A 26,804-nucleotide genomic window follows, 5' to 3' on the forward strand; every position below is an offset into this window, starting at 1 on the left:
AACGGAGGGACCCGTGTATCCGCGGATCCACAACGTCAGTTTCGACTGCCACGACACGTACGCCCTGTCCGGCTTCTGGTCCGCCGTGCTGGGCGCCGACCGTCATCCGGACGACCGTCCCGGCGATCCCGAGGCTGTCCTGCCGGCCGTCGACCCCGCCGCCCCCAACCTGTTCTTCCAGCAGGTGCCGGAGCCCAAGGTGGTCAAGAACCGGCTGCACATCTGCCTGGAACCGGCCGGTCGCAGCCGGGACGAGGAGGTCGAGCGGGTGCTCCGGCTCGGCGCGACCCTGATCGTCGACCGTCGGCACGCCGACGGCACCGGCTGGGTCGTGCTTGCCGACCCGGAGGGCAACGAGTTCTGCGTGCTGCGCAGCGCCGCCGAGCGGACGCGCGCAGCCAGTGAGGAGACCCCACAGTGAGTGCTCGGATCCACAACATCAGTGTCGACTGTTCCGACACGTACGCCCTGGCCAGCTTCTGGTCGCAGGTCTTCGACTGCCCGATGCAGCCGGACGACTTCCCCGGCGACCCGGAGGCGATGCTGCTGCCACCGGGCGGCCCGGAGGTGCTGTTCATCGCCGTGCCCGAGGGCAAGACGGTGAAGAACCGCCTGCACCTGGACCTGGAGCCCGCCGACCGGACCCGGGCCGAGGAGGTCGAGCGGCTGCTCGGCATCGGCGCGGTGCACGTCGCCGACCAGATCCGGCCGGACGGTTCCGGCTGGGTGGTGCTTGCCGACCCGGAGGGCAACGAGTTCTGCGTGCTGCGCAGCGCCGCCGAGCGGGCCGCGACACCGACGGGGCCGGTGGGCGAGTAGTGCCGGTGTACGGCGGGACGCCGCGACCGCGACGTCCCGCCGTACCCAGCCCGGCCCGTCAGCGCCGGGGCACCGAGAAGTCCTCGGTCGGAGTGGTGTCACCGGCGCCGTCGGTGCTCGCGTACACGCCCATGCCACGGGCGGCGAAGACCCGCCAGATCTCCCGCTGACCGCGGCCGTGGTTGACCACCCGGTCGGCCAGCAGGATCGCGTCGCGCATGTCCAGGTAGGACGGGTCCGTCGGGGAGAGTTCCATCGCCCGGGTGATCAGCGAGCGGGCCAGCCGGCTGCCGATCGCGGCCCGCAGGTCCCAGAGGGTCTGCGCCCAGATCTCACCGTCGGCGTGGATCTCCGGCTCGGTGGTGCCCGGTACGGTCGTCGAGTTGCGGATCTTGCCGTAGTCGCCGTAGGTGTAGCCGCCCGAGCCTGCGGCGGGGTTGCCGGCACAGACCGGCTCGGTGCTGCCCACCGGGCAGTCCATCGCCTCGCTGCGCACCGAACGGCCGTTCAGGATGTAGTCGCCCTCGCGGACGTCACCGTCGACGGCGTCGTCCCGCTCGAGACCGCTGTCGACCAGGTAGTCCAGGCCGTACCAGTCGCTCCACGCCTCGTACATCGCCTGGGCCTGGGCGCTGATCAGGGTCGAGTTGCCGTTGGCGTCGACCACCAGGCGATCGGACAGTCCGTGGGTGTACTCGTGGTAGAGGATGTCCGCGGTGTCGCCGGAGTTGCCGGCGAGCACGCTCGCGGACTTGTTGAACAGGTACATCTGCATGCGCGGGGCCATGCCGTCCGGCGGGGTGGTCATGTTGGCGTTGTTGGCGTGTTTGCTGTCCGGCAGACCGTTGGCGGTGTCCGCGCCGTCCATCGCCTCGGCGACCACCGCGTCGCCGTCGACCGCCTCGAAGTTGCCCGCCGCCCGGGTGAAGCCGATCGGTGCGGCCGCGAGGTGGTCGTGCCAGGTGCCCAGGAAGGCGAAGAGCTGCGCCGCGTTCTGCGAACGGTTGGTCTGCCAGGAGTACGGCACCGTCGGGTCCCACGAGCACTGCCGTTGCGCCGAACACGGGGTACCCACCTGGTCGGAGAAGTTCGTGAACGGGAAGTCGAAGCTGCTGGCGGCGTTCGGCGTCACCTCCTCCGACGCCTGCGCGACGTTGTCGGCGTTCACGTCGGAGTAGACGTGCCCGACGTTCCCCTCCAGCCTGGTCGCGTTCGGCGGCAACCACCTGTTCAGGTCGACCGGGCGCTGGGTTCCGCCGACCGGGGCGCCCGGGTAGTTCTGCCACGTCGTCGCGTGGTGGTTGGCGACCATGCTCCGCTGAAAGAGGACGGCGCTGTCGGCCGCGTCCACCACGCTGAGGTAGCCCTCGTCCATGTCGACCACCTCCCACGCCAGTCGCGGGCCGGCCTTCGTGTTGAAGACGACCTGGCGGGCGCGACCGCCGTCGGAGAAGGTGGTGGACGACGCGGTCCGGGAGCGTACGGTCGCCGTAGCCCCGGAGCCGGCGGGTGTCGCGGCCCGGCGGGCGGCGACCGCGTCCACGGTCGGCGTGCCGAGCGTGGCGGGCAGCCCGGCCAGCGGCGCGCCGTCGACCGCGACCAGTCGGCCGTCCCTGGTGACGTGCGCCTTGAGGCCGTTGCCGACGACGTCCACCCCGTTCACGCGCTGCACGAAGCTCAGGTGGTGGGTGCCTTCGATGTCGACGTAGTCCTTGCGGAGCCGCAGGGCGGCGATCTCGCCGAGGGTCAGGCCGACGACCGAGCGGTGGGCCGCCAGATAGTCGCGGGCGATCCGTTCGGGAGCGGCGCCGCTCGGCCCGGTCAGGAAACCGTCGAGCCGGGCCAGCCGCCGCAGCGTCGCGGTGTCGCGGTCGATCTCGACGACGCCCGCCGCGCCGAGACTCGCCCGCAGCGAGTTCGCCGCCTCGGCGACCCTGGCGTCCGGGGACGCGGCCTGCGCGTTGATCGGCAGCAGCGCGGACGCGAGCAGGACGCCCGTCGCCGCGGCGACACCGCGCCGGATGATGGTTGAGCCCACTGTCGTACTCCAATACTCATGCAGGCATCAATGACGCGACAGACGCTAAACGTCCGTAATGGACATCCACTTGATCGGCGATCACCACGACGGCGGGGTGCGCGGTAGGTACGGCGGGGCCCCGGCCGCCCGAGGGTGACCGGGGCCCGTTCGCGTACGGGTCAGGAACGCTGCTCGATCTGACCCCGGATGCCGACGAACTCCGCCTTGGCCTCTTCTGCCGTCTTGAAGTACATGACCACCAGGCCCACACTGCCCCGGTCGGCCCAGACGCAGACACCGAGCGGCACGCTCTCGGCCTTGCCGTCACCGCAGCGCGCGTCACCGCCCAGCGGTCCCGCCTCGACCGCCGTCATGTTGGTCACCGTCAGCTCGCTGCTGAGCCCGGTGACCGCCTCGTCCAGCTCCTTCTTCGGGTCGGCCATCACGCCGGACACCGCCGCGATGAGCAGCAGGTCCTGCTTGGTCGGGTCGCCGTAGAACCCGCCGACCGCGCTGGTCTCGTTCTGCACCTCGGACTTCATGTCGGTGACCATCTGGTCGGCGACCGTCTGCAACTGCGGGTCGGTGTTCTTCGCCCGGCCGGCGAGCGTGGCCGGCGCGACGACCCGGGTCTTGGTGGCGTCGACGACGTCGCCGAACTCGTCCTTGACCGTGAACCAGATGGCCGCCGCCCCGCCGAGGCAGAGCACGAGCAGCACGGCGAGCGCGATCAGAATGATCTTGCCGACGTTCGACTTCTTCGGCGGCGGACCGGCCAGGTGCGGGCCGCCGTACGGCTGGCCCGGCTGCGGCGGGAAGCCCGGCTGCTGCGGCCGGCCACCGGGCTGCTGCTGCGGGGGCGGGAAGCCCTGCTGCTGCGGCCAACCGGGCTGCGGCGCGCCGGGTTGCTGCTCCGCTGCCGGCGGTCCCGGCTGGTACGGCGCTGCCGGCTGGCCCGGCTGCTGCGGCGGTCCCGGCTGGTACGGCGCTGCCGGCTGACCCGGCTGCTGCGGCGGGGTGGGGGAGTCGTGCGGCGGGCCGAAGGGATTGGCCGGCGGCTGGGACATCAGTCAGCTCCAGGATGGGGTGCGAAGCGCGTGATCGTAACCCGGCGCGCATCCCGACCGGGTACCCGCCCAGATGCCGCCGGCCGCCACTTCCGCCCGAAAACCGTCGCGGTGGCCGGTCCGGTCCACGAGGGACGGTCCGACCACCGCGACGGTGGAGCTGATCGGTCAGGCGGGCAGGCTCGCCGCCCCGCGCGGCAGGAACCGCCGGCCGGTGACCCGCTCGGAGGTGCCGGTGCGGTCCAGGTACGGCGTGACGCCGCCCAGGTGGAACGGCCAGCCGGCGCCCAGGATCATGCACAGGTCGATGTCCTGCGCCTCGGCGACCACACCCTCGTCCAGCATCAGCCGGATCTCCTGCGCGAGCGCGTCGAGGGCGTTCTGCCGTACCTGCTCGGCGGTCAGCGGTTGGTCGCCGACCACCAGCAGCTTGGCGACCTCGGCGTTGACCTGGTCGTCGACGACGAGCGGCTGACCCGAGTCGGCGATCCGCTTGAGGTTCTCGCTGACGCCGTACCGGTCCGGGTAGGCGGCGTGCAGGGTGCCTCCGACGTGGTACGCCACGGCCGGCCCGACGAGCTGGAGCAGGGCGAGCGGCCGCATCGGCAGGCCCAGCGGGTCCAGGGCGCTGTCCGCGACGTCCAGCGGGGTGCCGGCGTCCACGGCCGCGAAGACGGTACCCAGGAAGCGGGTGAGCAGCCGGTTCACCACGAACGCCGGGGCGTCCTTGACCAGCACGCTCGACTTCTTGAGCTGCTTGCCGACCGCGAACGCGGTGGCCAGGGTGGCGTCGTCGGTGCGCTCGCCCCGGACGATCTCCAGCAGCGGCAGCACGGCCACCGGGTTGAAGAAGTGGAAGCCGACCACCCGCTCCGGGTGCTCCAACTCCGCCGCCATCTCGGTGATCGACAGCGAGCTGGTGTTGGTGGCGAGCACCGCCTCCGGCGAGACGATCTTCTCCAGCTCGGCCCACACCTGCTTCTTGACGCCCAGGTCCTCGAAGACCGCCTCGATGACGAAGTCCGCGTCGGCGAACGTGCTCTTGTCGACGGTGCCGCTGACCAGGCCGTACAGCTTGGCGGCCGTGCCCTTGTCCATCCGGCCCTTGGTGACGGCCTTCTCGATCTGGGTGTGCACGTAACCGACGCCCTTGTCCACCCGGGCCTGGTCGAGGTCGGTCATGACGACCGGCACCTGGAGGCGGCGGGCGAACAGCAGCGCCAACTGGCTGGCCATCAGGCCGGCCCCGACGATGCCGACCTTGGTGACCGGGCGGGCCAGGCCCTTGTCCGGCGCGCCGGCCGGCCGCTTGGCCCGCCGCTGCACCAGGTCGAACGCGTACAGGCCGCTGCGCAGCTCCTCAGAGAAGACCAGGTCCGCCAGGGCCTCGTCCTCGGCGGCGGTGCCGGTGGCGAAGTCGGCGTCCTTGGCCGTCTCCAGCAGGTCCAACGCCTTGTACGCGGCCGGGACCGCGCCGTGCAGCCGCTGGTTCAGCGTCTCCCGGGCGAAGTAGAGCACGCCCGCCCACATGTCCTTGTCGACCTCGGGTCGGGTAACCGTGACCTGGCCGCGCACCACACCGGCGGCCCATTCGAGCGACCGCTCCAGGAAGTCGGCCGGTTCCAGCAGCACGTCCGCGATGCCCAGCTCGGCGGCCTGCTTCGGCTTGAGCATCTTGTTCTGCATCAGTGGGTTCTGGATGATCACCTGGGTGGCGGCGGGGATGCCGATCAGGTTCGGCAGCAGCTGCGTGCCGCCCCAGCCGGGCACCAGACCGAGGGAGACCTCCGGCAGCGCCAGCGCCGCCGCACCGCCGGAGAGCGTCCGGTAGTGGCAGTGCAGGGCCAGCTCCAGACCGCCACCCATGGCCGCGCCGTTGACGAACGCGAACGTGGGCACGGTGCTGTCCTTGAGCCGGGCGAAGACCCGGTGGCCGAGCCGGCCGATCTCCCGCGCCTGCGCGCGGTCGGCGAGCTGCGGCAGCCCGACGATGTCCGCACCGACACAGAAGATGTACGGCTTGCCGGTGACCGCGATGAACGCCGGGTCGGCGGCGAGCGCGGCGCTGATCGCCTCGTCGAGGCTCGCCAGGCCGGCCGGACCGAAGGTGTTCGGCTTGGTGTGGTCGAAGCCGTTGTCCAGGGTGATCAGCGCGGCGGGCCGGTCCAGACCCGGCACGTTCACCTGACGCAGCAGCGCCTTCGTGACGACCTCGTTCGGCGCCTTCACTTGTCGCCCTCCGTCCAGTGCGGGTTCTCCCAGATGACCGTGCCGCCCATGCCGATGCCGATGCACATGGCGGTCAGGCCGTAGCGGACCTCGGGGTGCTCGGCGAACTGGCGGGCCAGCTGGGTCATCAGCCGTACGCCGGACGAGGCGAGCGGGTGGCCGATGGCGATCGCGCCGCCCCACGGGTTGACCCGCGGGTCGTCGTCGGCGATGCCGAAGTGGTCGAGGAAGGCGAGCACCTGCACGGCGAACGCCTCGTTCAGCTCGAACAGGCCGATGTCGTCGATGCTCAGCCCGGCCAGGCGCAGGGCCTTCTCCGTCGACGGGATCGGGCCGACGCCCATCACCTCCGGCTCGACGCCGACGAAGCCGAACGACACCAGCCGCATGGCGACCGGCAGGCCCAGCTCGCGGGCGGTGGCCTCGTCGGCGAGCAGGCTCGCCGTGGCGCCGTCGTTCAGGCCGGCCGCGTTGCCCGCGGTGACCTTGCCGTGCGGACGGAACGGGGTCTTGAGGGTGGCGAGCTTCTCCAGGGAGGTGTCCCGGGGCGCCTCGTCCACCGTGGCCAGACCCCAGGCGCCGTCGGCGTCGCGGACGGACATCGACACCAGGTCGTCCTGGAGCTTGCCGTTGGCGTACGCCTTGGCGGTCTTCTGCTGCGAGGCGAGCGCGAACGCGTCGGTGCGCTCCTTGGTGATGTGCGGGACCAGGTCGTGCAGGTTCTCCGCGGTCGCGCCCATGACCAGCGCCGACGGGTCCACCAGCTTCTCGGCCACGATCCGCGGGTTGGGGTCGACGCCCTCGCCCATCGGGTGGCGGCCCATGTGCTCGACGCCACCGGCGATGGCGACGTCGTACGCACCCATGGCGATGCCGCTGGCCACGGTCGTCACGGCGGTCATCGCGCCGGCGCACATCCGGTCGATGGCGAAACCGGGCACGGTCTTCGGCAGCCCGGCCAGCAGAGCGGCGGTACGGCCGATGGTGAGGCCCTGGTCGCCGATCTGGGTGGTGGCCGCGATAGCGACCTCCTCGACCCGCTCCGGCGGTAGCTGCGGGTTGCGGCGCAGCAGTTCCCGGATGCAGCGGATCACCAGGTCGTCGGCGCGGGTGTTGGCGTACATGCCACCCGCCTTGCCGAATGGGGTACGGACGCCGTCGACGAAGACGACATCCCGAACTTCACGGGGCACTTGAGCCTCCTTCTCGACCACAATTCGGCCTCCGCGCCGCTGGGCGGCGCTCCGGACCGAATGAGGGTCGGCCGGGCGGGGCACGTCACCCGGAATGCTACTCGCCAGTAACCAACCCCGTCCCGACGCCCCACTGTGGCCCACCCCACAACCCGCCCCGCCCTGACCCCGGCCGGTCCACCCCTTCGGTTCGTCGATCATGAAGTTGTTGTCACGACACGCCGATGTCGGTGGCAATAACTTCATGATCAACGGCGTCCCGGGCGCGGGTGGCCGGGACGCCGGGTGGCCGGGTGGGGTCAGGGGATCGGGTTGGGAGCCAGTGCCTCGGTGAGCTCTGCGTTGAGCAGGCCGATCTGCCACTCCCGGGCGTTGAACCCGCGTAGCGCCTCGGCCACGGTGGCCTCGGTGATCTCCTCCGGCGGGCTCCAGGCCAGCCGACGGACCGAATCCGGGGTGATCAGGTTTTCCGGGGGCAGGTTGTGCTCGCCCGCGATCCGGACCACCACCTCCCGGCAGCGGGCCAACCGGCCGGCCGCCACCGGGTCCCGCTCGGCCCACCGGTGCGGCGGGGGCGGGCCCTCCACCGTCGGGGTGACCGGCAGGGCGTCGTCCGGCAGCTCCCGGGCGTCGTCGAGCGCCGCCAGCCAGGTGCGGGCCAGCCGGCGGACCGATCGGCCACCGAAACCGGGCAGCGTCAGCAGCGTCTTCTCGTCCTTCGGGTCCAGCTCGGCCGCCGCGACGATGGCCGAGTCGGGCAGCACCCGACCGGGCGCGGCGTCGCGGCGAGCGGCGATCTGGTCCCGGGCGTACCACAGCGAGCGGACCCGGGCCTGTGCCCGCGCACCGCGTACCCGGTGGATGCCGGACGTCCGCCGCCACGGTTCGGCGCGTACCCGGGGCGGCCGGGCGCCGGTCCGGACCAGGGCGGCGAACTCCTCCGCGGCCCACGCCGACTTGCCCTGCCGGGCCAGCTCGGCGTCGAGCGCGTCCCGCAGATCGGTGAGCATCTCCACGTCGAGCGCGGCGTAGGTCAGCCACGACTCGGGCAGCGGACGACTCGACCAGTCGGCCGCCGAGTGGTGCTTCTCCAGGGTGAAACCGAGTAGCTGCTCGGTCAGCGCGGCCAGGCCGACCCGCTCGAACCCGGCCAGCCGAGCGGCCAGTTCCGTGTCGAACAGCCGGCGGGGTCGCAGCCCCACCTCGGCCAGACACGGCAGGTCCTGGCTGGCCGCGTGGAGCACCCACTCGGCCTCGCCGATCACCGCGTCGAGCGTGCTGAGGTCGGGCAGCGGCAGCGGGTCGATCAGCGCCGTGCCGGCGCCCGCGCGGCGTAGCTGCACGAGGTACGCCCGCTGGCTGTAGCGGTAGCCCGAGGCGCGTTCGGCGTCCAGGGCAACCGGACCGGTGCCCGCCGCGAAGCGGGCCACGACCTCGGCGAGTTCGGCCGGGGTGGCCACTGGTTCGGGGGTGCCGTCACGCGGGGCGGTCAGCGGAACGGGCCCACCGTCGGTCGGGTCGGGCCCCTCGCCCGCCGGCTGCGGCTGGGCCGACGGCGGGTGCTGGGGTGCGGTGCCCGGAGGTTCTGCGGTGGGCCGACGGCGCAGGGGTGGTTCGTCGGTCACCTGCCAACCCTAGTGCGCGCACCGATCCCGCGTGCGCAGCCGGTCCGGCGTGTGTCGGTCAGGTGTCCGCAAGGTGTCCGTTCGGATGCCGGACATCGGGGGAGACAAAGCCCGTTCGCGCAGGTACGGTCCATCGAGCCGTCGGCCCCCATCGGGTGACGCCCGGGGACGACGGCCGCACGGGGAGACCATGGGGAAGGGCACGACGATCATGACGGCTGGTTTCGGTGCGGGCGACGGACGACCGATGGGCGCCGACCCGGACGCCATGAGCGGTCCCGCCGCCGAACGGCCCGGCCCGCTGCCCCCGCGCATCGAACCGCAGCCACCGGTCGGCGCCACCTGGTCCGGCACGCCCGGCGGCACCGAGCAACCCACGGCCGTCCCGGCACCGCGTACCGGATGGGCGGCGCCACCCAACAGCGGGCAGTGGGGCCAGGGTGCCGCGCCGGCCGGACCGCCCGCCCCGCCGTCGGGACCGGCGCCCTACCCGGCGTACGGTGCCGCGCCCTACGCGCCGGGCGCTCCCGCGTCGCACGGCGGCGGCTACCCGCCGGCCGGGGACCTGGCCGCCCCGCCGTCGTACCCCGCCGGTCAGGCCGGCTGGCCGGGGGCCACCCCGCCGCCCGTCCGACCGACCCGACGCCGTTGGCCGGCCGTGCTGGCCACGGTGCTCATCGTCGCGCTGGCCGCTGTGGCCGGCGTGCAGGCGTACCAGCTCGACCGGCTCGGTGACCGGCTCGCCGCGACCGACGGTCGGCTGGCACAGGCTCAGGACGGCGACGGCGCCCGCCTCGACGGCCTGGAGAAGCGCGCGGACGCCCTGGAGAAGCAGGCCGGCGCCGCGTTCAATCCGGAGGCGGTGGCGACCGCCGTGCTGCCCAGCGTGTTCCGGGTACGGGCCGGCCAGTTCACCGGCAGCGCGTTCGCGGTGGGCAAGCCGGCGGCCGGCGGCGGCACCAACCTGTTCACCAACTTCCACGTGGTCGAGGCGGTGTGGGAGGGCGGCGGACGCGAGGTCTTCCTGGAACGCACCGACCAGCGTTTCCCGGCCACCATCGTCAAGGTCGACAAGACCAACGACGTGGCGCACCTGCGGACCACCGGCAAGTTCACCGGCCTGGTCACCGCGCCCACCGCCGTGAAGTCCGGCCAGCAGATCGTCGTCGTCGGCGCTCCGCTCGGCCTGGAGGACAGCGTCACCACCGGTGTGGTGAGCGCGTTGCGCGCCGCCCAGGGTGGCTCCGGTCCGGCCATCCAGTTCGACGCGCCGATCAACCCCGGCAACTCCGGCGGCCCGGTGATCAACGGCAGCAAGCAGGTGGTCGGCATCGCCACGGCCAAGGCGCGCGACGCCGAGGGCATCGGGCTGGCCGTACCGATCAAGGTCGCCTGCGACGGTTTCAAGATCTGCTGACCCGCGGCCCCGGCCGCCCGCGCCACCCACGGCCCTCCCGGCCGTCCCCGACCCCCGTCCGGGCCCTCGGCCCCGACGATCCTGTCGCTGCATCCGGTCCGTCGCGCGCCCCCGGCGGAGGACCTGCTTATTTGGAGGAAGAACATGTCCCAGCCACCGACCGGCCCGGAGGGCCTCCCGCCCACCGGCCCGACGCCGCCCGCCGCCCCGCCGGCCGGTTCACCCGACGCCGACGCGACGGTGCCGCACGCGGCGGTGCCGCAGCCGATCGGCACCGAACCGACCGTGCAGTACCCGGTCGGTCAGCCCGCCCCGCAGCAGTACGCCCCGGGCCAGCCCGTGCCGCCGCAGCAGTACGCCCCGGGTCAGGCCGCGCCGCAGTACGCCGGCCAGCCGGCCTACCCGGCCAGCGCCCCGCCGTACGCCGGACAGCCCATGTCGGCGCCGCCGGTCTCCGGCCCGGCGTACGGGCAGCCGATGTCGGCGCCGCCGGTCTCCGGTCCCGCGTACGGGCAGCCCATGTCGGGCCCGCCCGGTATGGCGCCGTACGGTGCCGCGCCGGCTGCCCGGCGCAGCCGCGCGGTGCTGGTGCTGGCCCTGGTCGCCACCCTGCTCTTCCTCGTCAGCGGGGTGATGACCGGACTGTTCGTGACCAAGAGCAACGAGCTGAACCGGACCGAGAAGCGCCTCAACTCCCAGGTCAGCCAGCGGGACGGCACCATCGCGGCGAACACCACCGAGATCGGCCGGCTCAAGACCGAACTCCAGGTCATGCAGGACAAGCTCGACAACACCGAGCAGGACCTGACCGGCACCCGGAACGACCGCGACGAGCAGGCCCGGCAGAAGAAGGTCATCGCCAGTTGCCTGGACAAGCTGACCACGGCGCTGGGTGCGGCGGCGGCCGGCAACAAGAGCAAGTACGACGCGGCCATGAAGGGCCTCGACAAGGTCTGCGACGAGGCCGAGAACTACCTCTGATCCGCCGCGCCGCCCGCCGCCACCGCAGCTCTCACGCGGTGGCGGCCGGGCGGCGATCAGCGAGCGCGGTGACCCCGGGTGGGGGCAGTCCGGCCGTCGAGGCGAGCAGGGCACACCACCCGAGCAGGTGCGGGGCGAGGTTGTCGTCGAGGGGCGTCCAGGAGGCGCGGATCTCGATGTCGCCGGCCGTGGGTGGGCCGGCCAGGTCACCGAACCGGGTCGACATGGTCTGGGTGACCGTCCCGCCGATCGCACGGTGCCGGGCGTCCTGGGTGTCCAGGGCGTCGGTCAGCCAGGTCCAGCCGACCCCGGGCAGCAGCGGGTCGGCGGCGAGGTCGACCTCCAACTCGGCCGTCACGTAGGTGACCAACCGCAGGGTGCCCTGCCACGCCTCGTGCCCGGCCGGGTCGTGCAGCAGGATCAGCCGGCCGGTGGCCACCTCGTCGCCGTCGCGCAGCACCGTCGCGGAGAGCGCGAACGTGTACGGCGCGAGCCGTTGCGGCGCGCCGACCTCCTCGAGGGTGATCTCCGGCCGGGGCGCCGGCGACCGCAGCCCGGCGACCGCGCGGGCGAAGGTCTCCGGGAGCGCGATCGGGGGGGCCATGTCGGCAGCCTATGCCGCCGTGGGGTCGCCCGCTTCGACGGCGCGCCGACACTCGCCGAGGGGCATCGGTGTGGCGAACGTGCCCTTCCTCTCACCCCCACCCGGTCGCGGCCGGGCGGCGTGGCACGATTGCGGCGATGACCACGGATACCACGGGCACTGCCGCCCGAGACGGACACCCGCGCCCCGGCGGCCCGGCCGACTCGCCCTTCGTCCGGGCGTGCCGGCGTCGGCCCGTACCGCACACCCCGGTCTGGTTCATGCGCCAGGCCGGTCGCTCGCTCCCGGAGTACCGGGAGATCCGGGCCAACGTGCCGATGCTGGAGTCCTGCCGCCGCCCGGAACTGGTCACCGAGATCACCCTCCAGCCGGTACGCCGGCACGGGGTGGACGCGGCCATCCTGTTCAGCGACATCGTGGTGCCCGTCGCCGCGGCCGGGATCGACCTGGACATCGTGCCGGGCACCGGCCCGGTGGTCGCCGAGCCGATCCGGACCGCCGCCGACGTCGAGCGGATCCGCCCGCTCACCCGCGACGACGTCCCGTACGTGGACGAGGCCGTCCGGCAGCTCGTGGTCGAGCTGGGCGACACCCCGCTGATCGGCTTCGCCGGCGCGCCGTTCACCCTCGCGAGCTACCTCGTCGAGGGCGGCCCGTCGCGGACGCACGCCAAGACCAAGGCCCTGATGTACGGCGACCCCGAGCTGTGGCACGCGCTCTGCGCCCGGCTGGCCGAGGTGACCCTGGCCTTCCTGCGGGTACAGATCGACGCGGGCGTCTCCGCCGTGCAGCTCTTCGACTCGTGGGCCGGCGCGCTCTCCGAGGCCGACTACCGCCGCTACGTCCTGCCGCACTCGACGCAGGTGCTCAGCGGGTTGGCCGACGCGGGTGTGCCGCGCATCCACTTCGGGGTGGGCACCGCCGAGCTGCTGGGCGCGATGGGCGAGGCCGGCGCGGACGTGGTCGGCGTCGACTGGCGTACGCCCCTGGACGTGGCCACGCACCGGATCGGCCCGGACAAGGCGGTGCAGGGCAACCTGGACCCGGCCGTGCTGCTCGCGCCGTGGCCGGTCGTCGAGGCCGAGGTGCGTCGCATCGTCGAGCAGGGCCGGGCCGCCCCCGGGCACGTGTTCAACCTCGGCCACGGTGTGCTGCCGGAGACCGACCCGGACGTGCTGACCCGGGTGGTCGCGCTGGTGCACGAGGTGTCCAGCCGCCGGGCCGACCAGGGCTGACATGCCGATGCGGCAGCCCTGGCGGGTGGCGGTGGTCGGCGGCGGGATCGCCGGGTTGGCCGCCGCGGTCCGCTTGCGCGACCACGCGCCCGAGGGCACCGAGATCACGGTGTACGAGCAGTCCGGCGCGCTGGGCGGGAAGCTGCGCACCGGTTCGCTGGCCGGTGGACCGGTGGAGTTCGGCGCCGAGTCGTTCCTGATGCGCGACCCGACCGGCGCCGAGAGCGCGGCGGTGACGCTGGCCCGCCGGCTCGGGTTGGCCGAGCGGATCGTCCACCCCACCGTCGGGCAGGCCGCGTTGGTCGTCGACGGCGGGCTGCGCCCCATCCCGGGCGGGACGCTTGTCGGCGTACCCGGGGATCTGGATCGGGTGGCGACGGTCGCGCGGCCGGCGGCGGACGCCGACACCGACGGCGGCCGGCCGCTGGTCGGGCCCGACGCGGACGTCTCGGTGGGCGCCCTGGTTCGTAGCCGCTTCGGGGACGAGGTGGTCGACCGGCTGGTCGACCCGATGCTCGGTGGCGTGTACGCGGGCCGCGCCGACGACCTGTCCCTGGTGACCACGATGCCGGCGCTGGCCCGCGCGGCGCGGGTGGAGCACACCCTGGTCGGCGCGGTCCGGGCCGCGCAGGCCGCCGCCCCGCGCGCGCCCGGTGCGCCGGTCTTCGGCACCCTGGCCGGTGGCCTGGGCACCCTCGTCGAGGCGGCGGTGACGGCCAGCGGGGCGACGATCCGGCGGGACGCCGCCGTGCGCGAGGTGACCCGGACCGAGAGCGGCTGGCGGCTCACCGTCGGCCCGACCCGTGATCCGCAGAGCGTCGACGTGGACGCGGTGGTGCTGGCGGTGCCGGCGCGGCCGGCGGCCCGGCTGCTCGCCGGCCCGGCCCCGGAGGCCGCCGCGGCCGTCGGCGAGCTGGACTACGCGAGCGTCGCGCTTGTCACCCTGGCGCTGCCGCAGCCGCCGCTGCCCGAGCTGTCCGGCTTCCTGGTGCCCAGCACCGAGGGGCTGCTGGTCAAGGCGGCGACCTTCTTCACCACGAAGTGGGGGCACCTGCGGCGGCCGGACGGGCTGGCGCTGGTGCGCGCCTCGGTGGGCCGGTACGGCGAGGAGGCGCAACTCCAGCGCCCGGACGTCGACCTGGCCGCCACCGTGCACCGGGAACTGTCGGCGGTGCTCGGGGCCACCCTGCCCGCACCGGTGGACGGGCACGTGCAGCGGTGGGGCGGCGCGCTGCCGCAGTACACCCCGGGGCACGCCGACCGGGTCGCCGCCGCGCGGACGGCGCTGCGGGCCGCGCACCCCACCCTGGTCCTGGCCGGCGCCGGCTACGACGGTGTCGGCATACCGGTCTGCGTCCGCTCCGGCGAGACGGCGGCCGACGAGATCATCACAGCACTGGGAGGATCGGCGAGATGACCGAGCAGACCAACGCGGCCCGGCTGCGGGAGCTGAACGACAGCATCCGCTACACCATGTGGTCGGTGTTCCGGGCCAGCGGCCCGCTGCCGTCGCTGCGGGACAACGTCACCGGTGAGGTCGAGTCCCTCTTCGACGAGCTGGCCGGCAAGGACGTGGTGATCCGGGGCGTGTACGACGTGGCCGGCCTGCGCGCCGACGCGGACGTGATGATCTGGTGGCACTCGGCGTCGAGCGACGCCCTCCAGGACGCCTACCTGCGGTTCCGGCGTACGACGCTGGGCCGGGCGCTGACCCCGGTGTGGTCGCAGATGGCGCTGCACCGGCCGGCGGAGTTCAACAAGAGCCACATCCCGGCGTTCCTGGCCGGCGAGGAGGCCCGCCCCTACCTGTGCGTCTACCCGTTCGTGCGCTCGTACGAGTGGTACCTGCTGCCCGACGCCGAGCGGCGTGAGCTGCTGGCCGAGCACGGCAAGATGGCGCGCGGCTACCCGGACGTACGCGCCAACACGGTCGCCTCGTTCGCGCTGGGCGACTACGAGTGGATGCTCGCGTTCGAGGCCGACGAGCTGCACCGGATCGTCGACCTGATGCGGGACCTGCGCGCCTCCGGGGCCCGCCGCCACGTCCGCGAGGAGGTCCCGTTCTACACGGGCCGCCGCCGCTCGGTAGCCGAGATCGTCAACTGCCTGGTCTGACCCACCCCGCGCCCCCGCGCCCCCGCCCCCGCGCCCCCGCGCCCCCGCCCCTCTGTCCCCGCGATCTTGCACTTTCTGTCGCGACGAACAGGGACATAAGCCGCGATTTGGCAACCGAAAGTGCAAGATCGCCGCACGGGGCTGCCCGACCCCGTCGATCATGGAGTTGTGGTGCCTGGTTTGTCGGCTCCTGGGTGCTTTGTCGACGACCACAACTCCTTGATCGACGAGGCGGTGCAGGGGCGACGGCGCGGCACGGGGGCGACGGCGCGGCACGGGGGTGACGACGCGACGAGGGCGGCGGAGGGCTTTTCGCTCAGTGCGACGGGGTGACGGGGAGGGGGCGGAGCATGATTTGTTCTCGGCGTACGCCGTCAGGCATCAGGTCACCCGGCTCGTCGGTCAAGCGGAAGCCGGTGCGGTGGTAGAGGGACTTGGCGCGCGCGTTGTCCACCCTGACGGAGAGCCGTAACCGCTCGGCGCCGCGCTGCTGAGCCCAGTGCGCCACCTCGTTCACCAGGCGGTCGCCGACACCGCTGCCGCGAGCGTCGGGGTGCACCCACATCGAGATCAGCTCCCGCGTCAGCGGGTCCGACGTGGGTACGCCGCTCGACATCCCGACCGCACGCCCGGCCAGTACGGCCACCAGGTTGAGGGAGTCGGGGATGCTCAACCGGTCGCGCCAGCGCTGCTCGCGATCGCCGTCGCCCTGCCAGTCGGCGAGCCGTGAGCCGAACGCTTCCGGTGCCTCGGCGAGGGCGGCCAGCCGCAGCTCCCGCCAGATGGGCCAGTCGTCGGGGATGAGCACCAAGATGTCGATCATGCGGAGATGGTGCCCGGACGGATCGCCCGGGCACCACCGCATTCCTGCCGGCCGGTGCCGCGCCCCCGCCCGGGTGCGGCACCGGCCGGAGGTCAACTGGTCGCCGTGCAGGAGACCAGCGGAACCTGGCCGCTGGCGTTCCCCGAGCCGAGCAGACCGAATGTCGTGCTCTGCCCGGCGGCGAGCGTGCCGTTGTAGTTGACGTTGCGCGCGGTGACCAGGGTGCCGTTGGTGGTGACGGTGGCGCTCCACACCGAGGCGACCTGCTGGCCGTTGTTGTAGTTCCAGCTCACCGACCAGCCCTTGGTGGGTGAGCCACCGGCGGTGACCTTCACCTCGGCCTGGAAGCCTCCGGTCCACTGGCCCGTGACCTGGTACGTCGCCGTGCAGGCGCCGGCCGGCGGCGGGGTGCTCGGCGGGGGAGTCGTCGGGGGCGGGGTGGTGGGCGGCGGGGTCGTGGGCGGGGGAGTGGTGGGCGGCGGCGTCGTCGGCGGCGGGGTGGTGGGCGGCGGCGGGGTCGAGCCGCCACCGAAGTCCACGTCACTGCACAGGTAGTACGACTGGTCCAGGTGGCTTGCCTGCCAGATGGTGTAGACGATGTGCCGTCCGGTCCGTCCCGTCGCGCTGACCGGGATCTGGATGGAGACGCCATCGGCCTCCCTGGTCCACTGCGACGCCGGGGTGTTGCCGATCTGGCCGGCCAACTCGAGGTCGCTCCAGCCCAGCGGCTGGGTGGTCGAGTTGAAGCCCTGCTTCGTCACGTACACCCGGATGTAGTCGGCGCCGTGGCTGGCCTGGTCGAAGAAGCGCAGCCGGAAGTTGTTCGCCACCGAGGTGGTCTTCCAGGCGCCGACCGTGTCCATGGCGTTGTAACGGCCGTTCTGGGTCCGCCCGCCGCTGCACAGTTGACCGTTGGGGATGGCGCCCTGGTGGTTGCCGGCCACGCCCTCCCGGAACAGGCCGTTCCAGTTCCACATGGCCTGCGGGTCGGCCTGCCATGCCTGCCAGCACATCGGGTCCTCGGTGGCCATGCGCGGGTTCTGGAAGTCACCGCCCCAGCGCTGCCAGCAGCTGTAGCTACGCGAGGGTGGGTCGACGACCGAGCCGTGCGCGGAGGCGGATGGGACCAGCGAGACGCTCAGCGCCGTGGTCAACAGGAGCGTGGCGGCTGCCGCGACGGCGAGCGGCCGGAGCACGCGTGGTGTTCGGGCGATTGTGGACATGGAGCCCCCGGGGGGATGAGGTCGGACGACGACACCCGGACTCCCGGGAGTTGCCCGCTCCCGTGCCTACTCGCTGGCTCCCGCGATAGCTCTATCCGGCACGATGCCAGGTTGATCGTCAGACGTCAATGGCGGCCGGTCGCGCGTCGCGGCGCATCGGGGTGTGCGGGATGCCGTCCTCGACGTACTCCGGGCCGCTGACCGTGAAGCCGTGTCGGGCGTAGAACGCGACCAGGTGCGACTGGGCCTCCAGCACGCTGGGCCGGTCGCCGATGACATCCAGCGCCGCCGCCATCAGCCGGCCGGCGTGCCCGCCACCCCGGGCCGCCGGGGCCACCACCACCCGGCCGATCCGGGCGACGCCGTCCGGGTCGGCGAGGATCCGCAGGTACGCCAGGGGCGCGTCGCCGTCGGTCAGCCAGACGTGCCGGGTGCCCGGCTCGACGTCCCGCCCGTCGAGTTCCGGGTACGGGCAGTTCTGCTCCACCACGAACACGTCGATGCGCAGCTTGAGCAGGTCGTGGAGGGTGCGGGCGTCCAGGTCGGCGAAGAGGGCGGTCCGGATCTCGGTGGTCTGCTGGGGCACGCACCGATCCTAGGTCGGGCTGGTTCACCTGGTGTGCGCCCGCTCGGGTGCGAGGTAGGTGGCGGCCACGGCGGTGAGCAGCAGGACTCCGCCGACGAGCACCGGCACAGGGAGCGGTTCGTGCAGCAGCGCCACGGCCAGCGCCGCCGCCGTCAGCGGTTCGAGCAGGGTCAGCACGGCCGCGACGCTGCCCGGGGTGGTGCGCAGCCCGGCGTAGAACAACGCGTACGCCACGGCGGTGGTGACCACGCCGAGGTGCAGCAGCAGCGCCACGGTGTCGAGGCGTACCGGCACGCCGACCCCGGCGACCAGGGCCATCGGCGCCAGGGTCAGCGCACCGACCACGGTGGAGATGGTGGTGAGTGCCATCGGCGCGGTGTGCTGCGACACCTGGCGGCTGATCAGGGTGGTCACCGCGTACCCGAGGCCGGAGCCGGCCGCCGCGAGCAGGCCGAGCAGCGGGGCGGGGGCCGCCGCGCCGGGCTGCTCGGTGGCGGCGGTGATCAGGACGAGGCCGGCCACAGCCGCGACGAGCGTGCCGAGTCGCAGCGGGCCGGGGAGCCGACGGGCGTGCACCGACTCCCAGGCCGCGGCAAGCACCGGGGCCAGGCCCAGGCTGACGATGGTGGCCACGCTGACCCCGGCCCAGGCCACGGCGGCGAAGTAGAGCGCCTGGTACAGGCCGAGACCGACGCCGGTGAGCAGCAGCGGTACGGGTGCGGCGCGCAGGGTGGCCGCGATCGCGCGGAGCCGGCCGGCGGCGCACGCCAGCAGCACGAGCGCGGCGATGGCGAGGCGGTGGAAGCCGATGCTCACCGGGCTGAGCCCGGTGTCCTCGCGCAGCAGTTGCACCGCCACGCCGGTGGTGCCCCACAGCACTCCGGTGACGGTGATCTGGATCAGGCCGCGGCGGGTGCCGCTGCGGGCGGACGAGGCGGCCGACGCCGCGGTACGGGTGGTGGACACGGAAGCGCTCCGAAGGGTGAGCCGTTGACGGGGACGACGTCGACGGAGCGCGTACGACAAGTGGCCGAGCGGGGTCAGGTCACCCGGTCGGCGAGAGGCGCGCTCCGCTCAGGAGCGCGGCGGGGGCAGGACGCCCAGGAATGGCCGCATGGCGACGACCGTACCGCAGGGTGGCGGTCCGGTCGGCCCACGGTCGGGCGGACGCGGTCAGGCCGGGCGTGCGCCGACGGCGTCGCGGATCTCGGCGCCCTCGGCGCCCTCGACCGCGCGGGCGCAGTGCCCACAGCAGAAGAACCGGCCGTTGACCTCGACGCCGTGTCCGACGATCTTGATCTGGCAGTGTTCGCAGATGGGTGCCATGCGGTGGATCGCGCACTCGAAGGAGTCGAAGGTGTGCACGTCGCCGCTGACCGTGTGGACCTCGAACGCCATCCAGTAGTCGTTGCCGCAGACCTCGCAGGTTGCCATAGGAACCCCCCGTATCAGGACATGTGCCCCCAGAGTGCCCCAGGGCCGGGCGGCGACGGGCGAATTACCGCCAGTCGGCCGGGCTGTGCGGCGTGTCGGCGTCGGCGTGTCGGGCGTTAGGCCAGGTGAACCGCCGTGACCCCCGGAGGATCGCCATGATCAAACGTAACAAGCTCTTCGGCAGCCAGACCCGGGTGACCTTCTGCCTCCCGCCGGACGCGCCGCCCGGTCCGGTGAGCGTCGTGGGTTCGTTCAACGACTGGGAGCCCGGTCGGCACGAGTTGGTGGCCCGCCGCGACGGCACCCGGACGGTGACCGTGCGGCTCGGTCCGGGGGAGTACCGCTTCCGCTACCTCGCCACCGGTGGCGTCTGGCTGGACGACGAGACGGCGGACGAGGTCGACGGCAGCGGCAGCCTGCTGCGACTCTGAGAGGTCAAGTCGTCACCATCGATGTATTTATCGATGGCGCTCTTTACTGTTAATAAAGTTTAAATTACCTTAGGGGCACCTCACCGCACCTGCAGAAGGAGCTGCCCCCATGCGTCGAAGAATCACCGTCCCGCTGGTGGCGGCGGGCGCTGTCGCCGCCACCCTCACCGTCGCCGCGCCCGCCCAGGCGCACGGCTACGTCTCCGCCCCGCCGAGCCGGCAGGCGCTCTGCGCGCAGAACAAGGTCCCCGACTGCGGGCAGATCAAGTACGAGCCGCAGAGCGTGGAAGGTCCCAAGGGCCTCAAGAGCTGCAACGCCGGCATCACCCAGTTCGCCGTCCTCAACGACGACAGCCGGGGCTGGCCGGCCACGTCGGTCGGCAGCTCGCTGACCTTCACCTGGGTGAACACCGCCCGGCACGCCACCAGCAACTGGGAGTACTGGATCGGCAACACCCGCGTCGGCGTGGTCAACGGCAACGGGCAGCAGCCCGGCGCGACGGTCTCGCACACCGTCAACCTGGGTGGCTTCTCCGGACGGCAGAAGATCCTCGCCGTGTGGAACATCTCCGACACCGCGAACGCCTTCTACTCCTGCATCGACGTGCAGATCGGCGGCGGCGGGTCGACGCCCACCCCCGCGCCGACCACCTCACCCACGCCCCGACCGACCACCAGCCCGACCGCCGCGCCGACCACCCCACCCCCGGCGGGTGGCAGCTGGACGGCCGGCCGGGCGTACCAGGTCGGTGACCAGGTCACCTACGGCGGGGCGACCTACCGCTGCCGGCAGGCCCACACGGCGATCGCCGGCTGGGAGCCGCCGAACGTACCGGCGCTCTGGCAGCAGGTCTGACCGCACGGGTGCGGCCCCGGCCGCACCCGTGTCGCCGCCCCCACCCGATCGGAGCCCGGCATGCCCCGCGCAACCCACCTGGCGTGGCTGGTCGCCGCGTCGCTGCTCGCCGCCGGCTGCGCCGGGCCGTCCCCGCGCCCACCGACCCCCGCGTCCCCGGTGGTGGCCGACTCCGCGCCGGCAGCCGCCGACCTCAGCGGCATCGACGTGGTGTTCCTGAGCACGATGGTCGGGCACAGCGAACGCACCCTGCAGATCGTCCGGCTCGCCCGGGACCGGCTGCGCGACGACGCGCTGCGCACCCTGGCCGCCGCCATCGAGGTGACCGAGGCGGACGAGTTGTCGGCGATGCGCGGCTGGCTGCCGACGAGCGGGCCGGGCGCCAGCGCCGCCGCGGGTCACGACCACGCCGGGCACGGCGACGACGCCGCGCTCGACCGGCTGCGGGCCGCGTCGGACGCCGACGTCGACCGGGTGCTGCGCGAGGTACTCGCCGACCACCAGCGGGCCGCGGCCGACCTGGCCCGGGCCCAGGTCGGCGTCGGCCGCGACGAGCGGGTCCGCGACCTGGCCCGGCGGATCGACAAGTCCCGGTCCGCCGAGGTCCAGCTACTCAGCGGGTACGACGATCAGGTCAGCGGGGTTCCAGGCGCACCGAGATCGAGTTGACGCAGTGCCGGGTGTCCTTCGGCGTGAAACCCTCGCCGTGGAACACATGCCCGAGGTGGCTGTCGCAGCGGGCACAGCGGATCTCGGTGCGGGCCATGCCGAGGCTGCGGTCCTCGATCTCCTTGACCCGACCCGGGATGGCGTCGTCGAAGCTCGGCCACCCGCAGTGCGAGTCGAACTTCGTGTCGCTGGAGAAGAGTTCCAGGCCGCAGGCCCGGCAGTGGTAGACGCCCGGCGTCTTGGTGTCCACGTACTCGCCGGTCCACGGGCGCTCGGTGCCGTGCTCCCGCAGGACGTGGAACTCCTCCGGGGTCAGGCGGACGCGCCACTCGTCCTCGGTGGTGGGCAGGTTGTTGTCGTCAAGACTCACCCGTCAACGGTACGTCGAACGTCGGGGGCGTGGCATAAGGTCGCGGGATGGGTGGCACCAAGGCAGTCGCCGAGGTCGAGGTGGCCGGGCACACCGTACGACTCAGCAGCCCGGACCGGGTGATCTTCCCGGAGCGGGGCTTCACCAAGGCCGACGTCTTCCACTACTACCTGGCCGTCGGCGACGGGATCATGCGCGCCCTGCGGGACCGGCCCACCACGCTGCAACGCTTCCCCGAGGGCGTCGAGGGTGAGGCGTTCTTCCAGAAGCGGGTGCCCACCCGGGGCGTGCCGCCCTGGATCACCACCGCCGACATCACCTTCCCGAGCGGTCGCGGCGCGGCCGAGTTGTGCCCGACCGACCTGGCGCACGTGGCCTGGGCGGCCCAGATGGGCACGATCGTGTTCCACCCGTGGCCGGTACGCGCCGCCGACACCGACCGCCCCGACGAGCTGCGCATCGACCTCGACCCGCAGCCCGGCACCGACTTCGCCGACGCGGCCCGGGCCGCCGCCGAGGTGCGCGCGGTCCTGGCCGAGCTGGGCGCGACCGGCTGGCCGAAGACCTCCGGTGGTCGCGGCGTGCACGTCTACCTGCGCATCCAACCCCGCTGGACGTTCACCGAGGTGCGCCGCGCCACCATCGCCCTGGCCCGGGAGGTCGAGCGTCGCACCCCGGACCTGGTGACCACCGCCTGGTGGAAGGAGGAGCGCGGCAGCCGGGTCTTCGTCGACTACAACCAGATGGCCCGCGACCGGACGATCGCCTGCGCGTACTCGCTGCGCGCCAACGCCCGGGCCACCGTCTCCACCCCGGTCGCCTGGGACGAGCTGCCCGACGTCGACCCGGACGACTTCGACCTGCGTACCGTGCCGGCCCGGCTCGCCGATGGCGGTGACCCGCACGCCGGCATCGACGACACCCCGTGGGACATCACGCCCCTGCTGGAATGGGCCGACCGCGACGCCGCCGCCGGCCAGGGCGACCTGCCGTACCCGCCGGACCACCCCAAGATGCCCGGCGAACCCAAGCGCGTGCAGCCCAGCCGCGCCAAGCGCACCCCCTAGCTCCGTTCGCCCGAGGGCGGCCGGGCCGTCCACGCCACGAACCTGTCGAACAGCTCCCGGGGGTCCGGTACCGCGTCCGGGTTCAGCTTCAGCAGGTCTGCCGTCGCCTCGAACAGCTGGCTCGCCAGGTAGACCGACAACCCCACCCGATCCCGCCGGTACTGCATGGTCAGCAGCAACCGGGCCGGCGGGCACGGCCAGGCCGCCGCACAGACGCGACACAGCCACAGCGGGCGCATCGGAGTGTGCGGGCGGATCGCCCTCCGCTGGTGGTGCTGGGCTGGCGAACCACTCGACGTAGTCATGCCCTTTACGGTGACCGGTAAGTTGACCCGGGTCAAGGAGTCAGGTCAACTGTTTACCGTCCGCCATATGGATCTGGTGGGCGCTGCGGAGATTCGCGCGATGCTTGGTGGCATCAGCAAGCAGCGCGTCTACGTGATCACCAGCCACCGAAACTTCCCCGAGCCGGTGGCTGATCTCGTGCAGGGCAAGGTCTGGCGCAAGTCGGACGTGAGGGCCTGGATTCGGGAGCACCGCCCGGAGTTGGCCGAGGATTGATTGCCTCGGTTCAGCGCTCCGGCGCGGCCGATTCCTGTCGTACACCTGTTCTAGAATTTGTCTGTGATCGATGAGTTGGCGCGGGCGGACCGGGCGGTGGCGGCGTGCGCCGATACCGCCGTTTGGGCCCTCGCCGACCACGACCTGATCGCGGCGCTCGACGCCAGCCACCGGCTGGCGCAGCGCCTGGCAGCGACGCAGTTGGCGCTGGTACGCGAGCTGGACGGGCGCGGCGTCGCGGTGGCGCAGGGCGCGTCCTCGACGGCGGTGTGGCTGCGCGAGCGGCTGCGACTCGACGTCTCGGCCGCGCGCCGGCTGGTCGCCCTCGCGGCCTCGGTCGACGTCGCGCCAACAGGTGTGCGCGAGGCGTTGGCGGGCGGCACGGTCAGCGTGGAGCAGGCCCGGGTCATCGCCGACACGGTTGCCACGGTGTCGGCCGTGGCGGGTACGGAGGTGGCCGACAAGGCGGTCGGCGTGCTCGTCGAGTGGGCCGGGCAGTTCGACCCGACGCTGCTGCGGCGGATGGGCACCCGCATCCTCGACCACGTCGCCCCCGATCTCGCCGACGCCGCCGACGCGGCAGCCCTGGCCGCCGAGGCCGCCCGGGAAGCCCGCGACCGGCACGTCACCGTCTCCGCGCAGACCGGCGGGCGGCTCCGGCTCAGCGGCATCCTCGACGCCGAGACCGCCACGCTGCTGCGCGCCGTCATCGACCCGCTGAGCGCGCCCTCCGGGCCGGACGACACCCGCTGCGCCGGGCAGCGCCGCCACGACGCCCTCGCGGACGTGTGCCGGCTCGCGCTGCGCACCGGCGACCTGCCGGAGACCGGTGGCGACCCCGCGCAGCTCGTCGTGACCACCAGCTACGACGGTCTGACCCGGCAGTTGGGCGCGGGCGCGCTCGACGTCGGCCTGCGGCTGACCCCCGAAGCCGTGCGTCGGGTCGCCTGCGACGCCGCCGTTCTGCCGGCCGTGCTCGGCGGCACCGGTCAGGTCCTCGACGTCGGCCGGCAACGCCGCCTCGTCACTGGGCCACTGCGCCGGGCGCTCGTGCTGCGCGACCGGGGCTGCGTCTTCCCGGGCTGCGACCGGCCGCCGCGCTGGTGCGCCGCCCACCACATCCGGCACTGGGCCGACGGCGGCGCGACCAGCCTCGACAACGCCGTCCTGCTCTGCGGTCACCATCATCGGCACGTTCATCAGAGCGACTGGCTCGTGCGACTGGGCGACGACGGCCACCCCGAGTTCGTGCCGCCGGCCTGGCTCGACCCCGACCAGCTTCCGCGCCGCAACCAGTTCCACCGGCGGACGTAGGGACAGTTGACATTGTCGATACCCTGCGAGGTCTGGTCGGGGGAGAGGTGGCTGATGCTCGAGGACGTCAGGTCGGTACGGGTGCTCGCCTACTTCCCGTGTCAGCTTTCCGTGCCGACCGGGGCCGAGGGTGCCGTGTCTGCGGGTTGGCGCGTCACCGACGGCCTCGACGATCTGGCGTTGCAGCCCTACGGTCAACGACTCCTCGACGAACTGCTCGGCAGCATGCCACGGCCGACCCAGGAGATCAGCGGTGGCGCGGAGATCCTGCGGGCCGACGGGCAGGAAATCGATCCCGCGCTGGTGCCCACCACGGAATCCGGTGCGTGGCAGGTGCTCTCCGCCCGGATCAGCCTCTGGAACGTCGACTGTGGACTGCTGTGCGTCACGTACGAACTGCCGGACGGCATCGTCAGTGACGCCGGCGACGTGGTTGCCGAGGTCGCCCCGCCGGTGCAGCGGATGGTGCCCGCGGCGACGCGGCTCCTGCGTGCTGTCCTACCGGCGTCGGACGGCGCGGACGAGGTGTTCGTCCTCTGGGCCAACACCACCTTCGCCGTACGGGTGGACCCGGACTGCGATCCGGCGCGCCGACGCGCCATCGCCGAGCGGTTCACCCCGGACGGTGTGGACTGCACGCCCGACGGCATCTCCGATGGCGTGTTGCGGGTCGGCTCGCACACCACGGCCGTGGTCAGTGATTTCGGGTCGCGCCCAGCCCTGCTGTTGGCGCGGCTGACCGGGGTGCACCACGTCTGCTGGGCTGCGGCGCTGCGCTACGACGCGGTGCTCTCGGCGGAGCTGTCCCAGATCGATCCCGGGCGCGGCGGCCTGTCGATGACTGCTCTCGAAGACCAGGCCAAGCGCATTCTCGGTGGCTACCACCGCATCCGCCTGTTCCGGCTCGGCTACTCGTCCGTGGAGGCGCACCTCGACGCCGCCGGCGGCACCGTGTGGAACGCGCTGGAACAGCAGTGGAAATTCCAGCTGGTGCTCAGCACGCTGGACGAGCGGCTCGACTTCGTCCGGACGCTGCACCAGCAACTGGTCGGCCGCCTCCAGGACCGGCGGTCCCGCCTGCTCAACGAACTGGTCCTGGCCTTCACCTTCCTCAACATCTTCGCCATCGTGCTCGCCGCGCTGACCTTCGTGGCGCTGCCGAGCCTCGACGTGGGGCTGCTGGCCTCGGCGATCGGGATCGTGATGCTGCTGGCGAACCTGACCGCGTACCTCGCGTTCCGTCGCCAGATGAACAACCCGGGTCGGGTCTCCGGCACCTGACCCGTCGACCGGCCGAAATGGAGCGGCGCAGGGCGCCAAGATCGGTAGCATCGCCGCCATGGCGACGCGGCTGGTGCAGATCAACATGAAGGCTCGGGACGAGGCGGCGCTCGGCGCGTTCTGGGCCGAGGTGCTCGACTGGGAGATGTCCAGGGAGGGGCCCGGCGTGGTCAACCTCGAACCGAAGGGCTTCAGCTATCCCGATCCCGTCGCCGTCTGCATCGACATCGTCGTGACCGACGAGCCCAAGACGGGCAAGAATGGCGTGCACCTCGACCTGGCCACCACCTCGACGGCGCACAAGGCCGAGGTCGTCGCGCGCCTTCGGGACCTCGGCGCGACGCCCGTCGACGTGGGCCAGGGGGACGTGTCGTGGACCGTCCTGGCCGACCCGGACGGCAACGAGTTCTGCGTGCTGGACTGGCACGACCCGGACCAGGACACCGGCCCGATCGCCTCGGTGGTGGTGGACTGCGCGGACCCGAGGGCCATGGCCCGTTTCTGGGGCGAGGCGATGGACTGGACCGTGCACCGGGTGACCGACGACAGCGCGGTCCTGCGGTCGTCCCGGGGCGTGGGTCCGTATCTACAGTTCCTGCGCACGCCCGACGTGAAGACCGGGTGGAACCGTGTCCACCTCGACCTGCGCCCGTACCCGGATGACGACCTCGAGGCCGAGGCGGCGCGACTGCGCGCTCTCGGCGCCACCGACATCGACCTCGGCGACAGCAGCATCCCGTGGAAGGTCTTCGCCGATCCGGAGGGCAACGAGTTCTGTCTCCTGACGCCGAGGTGATCCGCACGCCACCGCCGCACGCCACCGCCACACGAGGATCGCCGTACCGATTGACTTTCGATAGGTAACGAGCGAAACTCGATGTATG

28 protein-coding genes are annotated in these 26,804 nt (G+C 72.7%); 15 read left to right on the plus strand and 13 right to left on the minus strand.

All coding sequences use genetic code 11. The features are described 5' to 3' along the window. The first annotated feature begins 13 nt into the window (after window positions 1–13). Window positions 14–421: a VOC family protein gene (locus tag AC3EN4_RS11960; RefSeq protein WP_435205983.1), complete on the plus strand. Its 408-nt coding sequence runs from the start codon at window positions 14–16 to the stop codon at window positions 419–421. Beyond that, window positions 418–819 (plus strand): VOC family protein, encoded by a 402-nt coding sequence (locus AC3EN4_RS11965; protein ID WP_435205984.1) that lies wholly within the window; start codon window positions 418–420, stop codon window positions 817–819. Before AC3EN4_RS11960 ends, AC3EN4_RS11965 begins: the two co-directional genes overlap by 4 nt. A 58-nt stretch (window positions 820–877) precedes the next feature. Here AC3EN4_RS11965 and AC3EN4_RS11970 read toward each other — a convergent pair whose 3' ends face one another. The 5 genes from AC3EN4_RS11970 to AC3EN4_RS11990 all read right to left on the minus strand — a co-directional run bounded on the left by AC3EN4_RS11970 (window position 878) and on the right by AC3EN4_RS11990 (window position 8,953). Then, on the minus strand, window positions 878–2,857 hold the full coding sequence (locus tag AC3EN4_RS11970) for a M36 family metallopeptidase (RefSeq protein WP_435205985.1): 1,980 nt from the start codon (window positions 2,855–2,857) through the stop codon (window positions 878–880). A 161-nt stretch (window positions 2,858–3,018) separates the two neighbouring features. Then, entirely contained in the window at window positions 3,019–3,906 is an 888-nt protein-coding gene (locus AC3EN4_RS11975; RefSeq protein ID WP_435205986.1) for a hypothetical protein, read from the minus strand. 168 nt (window positions 3,907–4,074) lie between these two features. Further along, window positions 4,075–6,135 carry a 3-hydroxyacyl-CoA dehydrogenase NAD-binding domain-containing protein gene (locus AC3EN4_RS11980; RefSeq protein ID WP_435205987.1) on the minus strand — a complete coding sequence of 687 codons (2,061 nt, stop codon included), beginning with the start codon at window positions 6,133–6,135 and terminating at the stop codon, window positions 4,075–4,077. Beyond that, window positions 6,132–7,328: a thiolase family protein gene (locus AC3EN4_RS11985; RefSeq protein WP_435205988.1), complete on the minus strand. Its 1,197-nt coding sequence runs from the start codon at window positions 7,326–7,328 to the stop codon at window positions 6,132–6,134. The genes AC3EN4_RS11980 and AC3EN4_RS11985 overlap by 4 nt, the downstream gene beginning before the upstream one ends. Window positions 7,329–7,627: 299 nt before the next feature. After that, a complete protein-coding gene (locus tag AC3EN4_RS11990; RefSeq protein WP_435205989.1) occupies window positions 7,628–8,953 on the minus strand; it encodes a ribonuclease D in 1,326 nt (441 codons plus the stop codon). Between the two features lie 211 nt (window positions 8,954–9,164). Between AC3EN4_RS11990 and AC3EN4_RS11995 the strand changes: the two genes are divergently transcribed. Both AC3EN4_RS11995 and AC3EN4_RS12000 read left to right on the plus strand, forming a co-directional pair. After that, window positions 9,165–10,370 carry a S1C family serine protease gene (locus AC3EN4_RS11995; RefSeq protein WP_435206038.1) on the plus strand — a complete coding sequence of 402 codons (1,206 nt, stop codon included), beginning with the start codon at window positions 9,165–9,167 and terminating at the stop codon, window positions 10,368–10,370. Between the two features lie 144 nt (window positions 10,371–10,514). Beyond that, entirely contained in the window at window positions 10,515–11,351 is an 837-nt protein-coding gene (locus tag AC3EN4_RS12000; protein ID WP_435205990.1) for a hypothetical protein, read from the plus strand. 31 nt (window positions 11,352–11,382) lie between these two features. On the opposite strand, the gene AC3EN4_RS12005 is transcribed toward AC3EN4_RS12000, so the two are convergent. Continuing rightward, the gene (locus AC3EN4_RS12005) at window positions 11,383–11,955 is read right to left on the minus strand and encodes a DUF3000 domain-containing protein (protein WP_435205991.1); all 573 of its coding nucleotides are present in this window, start codon (window positions 11,953–11,955) and stop codon (window positions 11,383–11,385) included. A gap of 137 nt (window positions 11,956–12,092) precedes the next feature. Here AC3EN4_RS12005 and hemE point away from each other — a divergent pair, with 137 nt between their 5' ends. The 3 genes from hemE to hemQ are packed head-to-tail and all read left to right on the plus strand — an operon-like array spanning window position 12,093 to window position 15,305. Further along, window positions 12,093–13,190 carry a uroporphyrinogen decarboxylase gene (hemE, locus tag AC3EN4_RS12010; protein WP_435205992.1) on the plus strand — a complete coding sequence of 366 codons (1,098 nt, stop codon included), beginning with the start codon at window positions 12,093–12,095 and terminating at the stop codon, window positions 13,188–13,190. Window positions 13,191–13,197: 7 nt separating this feature from the next. Further along, window positions 13,198–14,607: a protoporphyrinogen oxidase gene (gene hemG, locus AC3EN4_RS12015; RefSeq protein WP_435206039.1), complete on the plus strand. Its 1,410-nt coding sequence runs from the start codon at window positions 13,198–13,200 to the stop codon at window positions 14,605–14,607. Beyond that, window positions 14,604–15,305, plus strand: coding sequence for a hydrogen peroxide-dependent heme synthase (gene hemQ, locus AC3EN4_RS12020; RefSeq protein ID WP_421475255.1), 702 nt, complete (start codon window positions 14,604–14,606; stop codon window positions 15,303–15,305). Before hemG ends, hemQ begins: the two co-directional genes overlap by 4 nt. 316 nt (window positions 15,306–15,621) lie before the next feature. Here hemQ and AC3EN4_RS12025 read toward each other — a convergent pair whose 3' ends face one another. The 5 genes from AC3EN4_RS12025 to AC3EN4_RS12045 form a co-directional block, all read right to left on the minus strand. After that, a complete protein-coding gene (locus AC3EN4_RS12025) occupies window positions 15,622–16,128 on the minus strand; it encodes a GNAT family N-acetyltransferase (protein ID WP_435205993.1) in 507 nt (168 codons plus the stop codon). Between the two features lie 92 nt (window positions 16,129–16,220). Beyond that, entirely contained in the window at window positions 16,221–17,351 is a 1,131-nt protein-coding gene (locus AC3EN4_RS12030; protein WP_435205994.1) for a lytic polysaccharide monooxygenase auxiliary activity family 9 protein, read from the minus strand. Window positions 17,352–17,469: 118 nt separating this feature from the next. Then, window positions 17,470–17,937: a GNAT family N-acetyltransferase gene (locus AC3EN4_RS12035; RefSeq protein WP_435205995.1), complete on the minus strand. Its 468-nt coding sequence runs from the start codon at window positions 17,935–17,937 to the stop codon at window positions 17,470–17,472. Window positions 17,938–17,961: 24 nt separating this feature from the next. Continuing rightward, window positions 17,962–18,903, minus strand: coding sequence for a DMT family transporter (locus AC3EN4_RS12040; RefSeq protein ID WP_435205996.1), 942 nt, complete (start codon window positions 18,901–18,903; stop codon window positions 17,962–17,964). 207 nt (window positions 18,904–19,110) lie between these two features. Continuing rightward, window positions 19,111–19,371: a hypothetical protein gene (locus AC3EN4_RS12045; RefSeq protein ID WP_007456992.1), complete on the minus strand. Its 261-nt coding sequence runs from the start codon at window positions 19,369–19,371 to the stop codon at window positions 19,111–19,113. A 155-nt stretch (window positions 19,372–19,526) separates the two neighbouring features. Here AC3EN4_RS12045 and AC3EN4_RS12050 point away from each other — a divergent pair, with 155 nt between their 5' ends. The 3 genes from AC3EN4_RS12050 to AC3EN4_RS12060 all read left to right on the plus strand — a co-directional run bounded on the left by AC3EN4_RS12050 (window position 19,527) and on the right by AC3EN4_RS12060 (window position 21,327). Then, window positions 19,527–19,802 (plus strand): isoamylase early set domain-containing protein, encoded by a 276-nt coding sequence (locus tag AC3EN4_RS12050; protein ID WP_435205997.1) that lies wholly within the window; start codon window positions 19,527–19,529, stop codon window positions 19,800–19,802. A 109-nt stretch (window positions 19,803–19,911) separates the two neighbouring features. Beyond that, a complete protein-coding gene (locus AC3EN4_RS12055; protein ID WP_435205998.1) occupies window positions 19,912–20,658 on the plus strand; it encodes a lytic polysaccharide monooxygenase in 747 nt (248 codons plus the stop codon). A gap of 60 nt (window positions 20,659–20,718) precedes the next feature. After that, entirely contained in the window at window positions 20,719–21,327 is a 609-nt protein-coding gene (locus AC3EN4_RS12060; protein ID WP_435205999.1) for a DUF305 domain-containing protein, read from the plus strand. On the opposite strand, the gene msrB is transcribed toward AC3EN4_RS12060, so the two are convergent. Next, a complete protein-coding gene (gene msrB / locus AC3EN4_RS12065; RefSeq protein WP_422738984.1) occupies window positions 21,293–21,697 on the minus strand; it encodes a peptide-methionine (R)-S-oxide reductase MsrB in 405 nt (134 codons plus the stop codon). The genes AC3EN4_RS12060 and msrB overlap by 35 nt on opposite strands. Window positions 21,698–21,744: 47 nt before the next feature. Here msrB and ligD point away from each other — a divergent pair, with 47 nt between their 5' ends. Further along, window positions 21,745–22,764, plus strand: coding sequence for a non-homologous end-joining DNA ligase (ligD, locus tag AC3EN4_RS12070; protein WP_435206000.1), 1,020 nt, complete (start codon window positions 21,745–21,747; stop codon window positions 22,762–22,764). On the opposite strand, the gene AC3EN4_RS12075 is transcribed toward ligD, so the two are convergent. After that, window positions 22,761–23,069: a hypothetical protein gene (locus AC3EN4_RS12075; protein ID WP_435206001.1), complete on the minus strand. Its 309-nt coding sequence runs from the start codon at window positions 23,067–23,069 to the stop codon at window positions 22,761–22,763. The two genes, ligD and AC3EN4_RS12075, sit on opposite strands and share 4 nt — an antisense overlap. 10 nt (window positions 23,070–23,079) lie before the next feature. Between AC3EN4_RS12075 and AC3EN4_RS12080 the strand changes: the two genes are divergently transcribed. The 4 genes from AC3EN4_RS12080 to AC3EN4_RS12095 all read left to right on the plus strand — a co-directional run bounded on the left by AC3EN4_RS12080 (window position 23,080) and on the right by AC3EN4_RS12095 (window position 26,716). Then, on the plus strand, window positions 23,080–23,325 hold the full coding sequence (locus AC3EN4_RS12080; RefSeq protein ID WP_435206002.1) for a helix-turn-helix transcriptional regulator: 246 nt from the start codon (window positions 23,080–23,082) through the stop codon (window positions 23,323–23,325). 63 nt (window positions 23,326–23,388) lie between these two features. Continuing rightward, a complete protein-coding gene (locus AC3EN4_RS12085) occupies window positions 23,389–24,639 on the plus strand; it encodes an HNH endonuclease signature motif containing protein (protein ID WP_435206003.1) in 1,251 nt (416 codons plus the stop codon). A gap of 54 nt (window positions 24,640–24,693) precedes the next feature. Then, a complete protein-coding gene (locus AC3EN4_RS12090) occupies window positions 24,694–25,920 on the plus strand; it encodes a hypothetical protein (RefSeq protein ID WP_435206004.1) in 1,227 nt (408 codons plus the stop codon). A gap of 58 nt (window positions 25,921–25,978) precedes the next feature. Beyond that, window positions 25,979–26,716: a VOC family protein gene (locus AC3EN4_RS12095; RefSeq protein ID WP_435206005.1), complete on the plus strand. Its 738-nt coding sequence runs from the start codon at window positions 25,979–25,981 to the stop codon at window positions 26,714–26,716. Window positions 26,717–26,804 lie beyond the last annotated feature (88 nt).

Source organism: Micromonospora sp. bgisy143 (assembly GCF_057708145.1).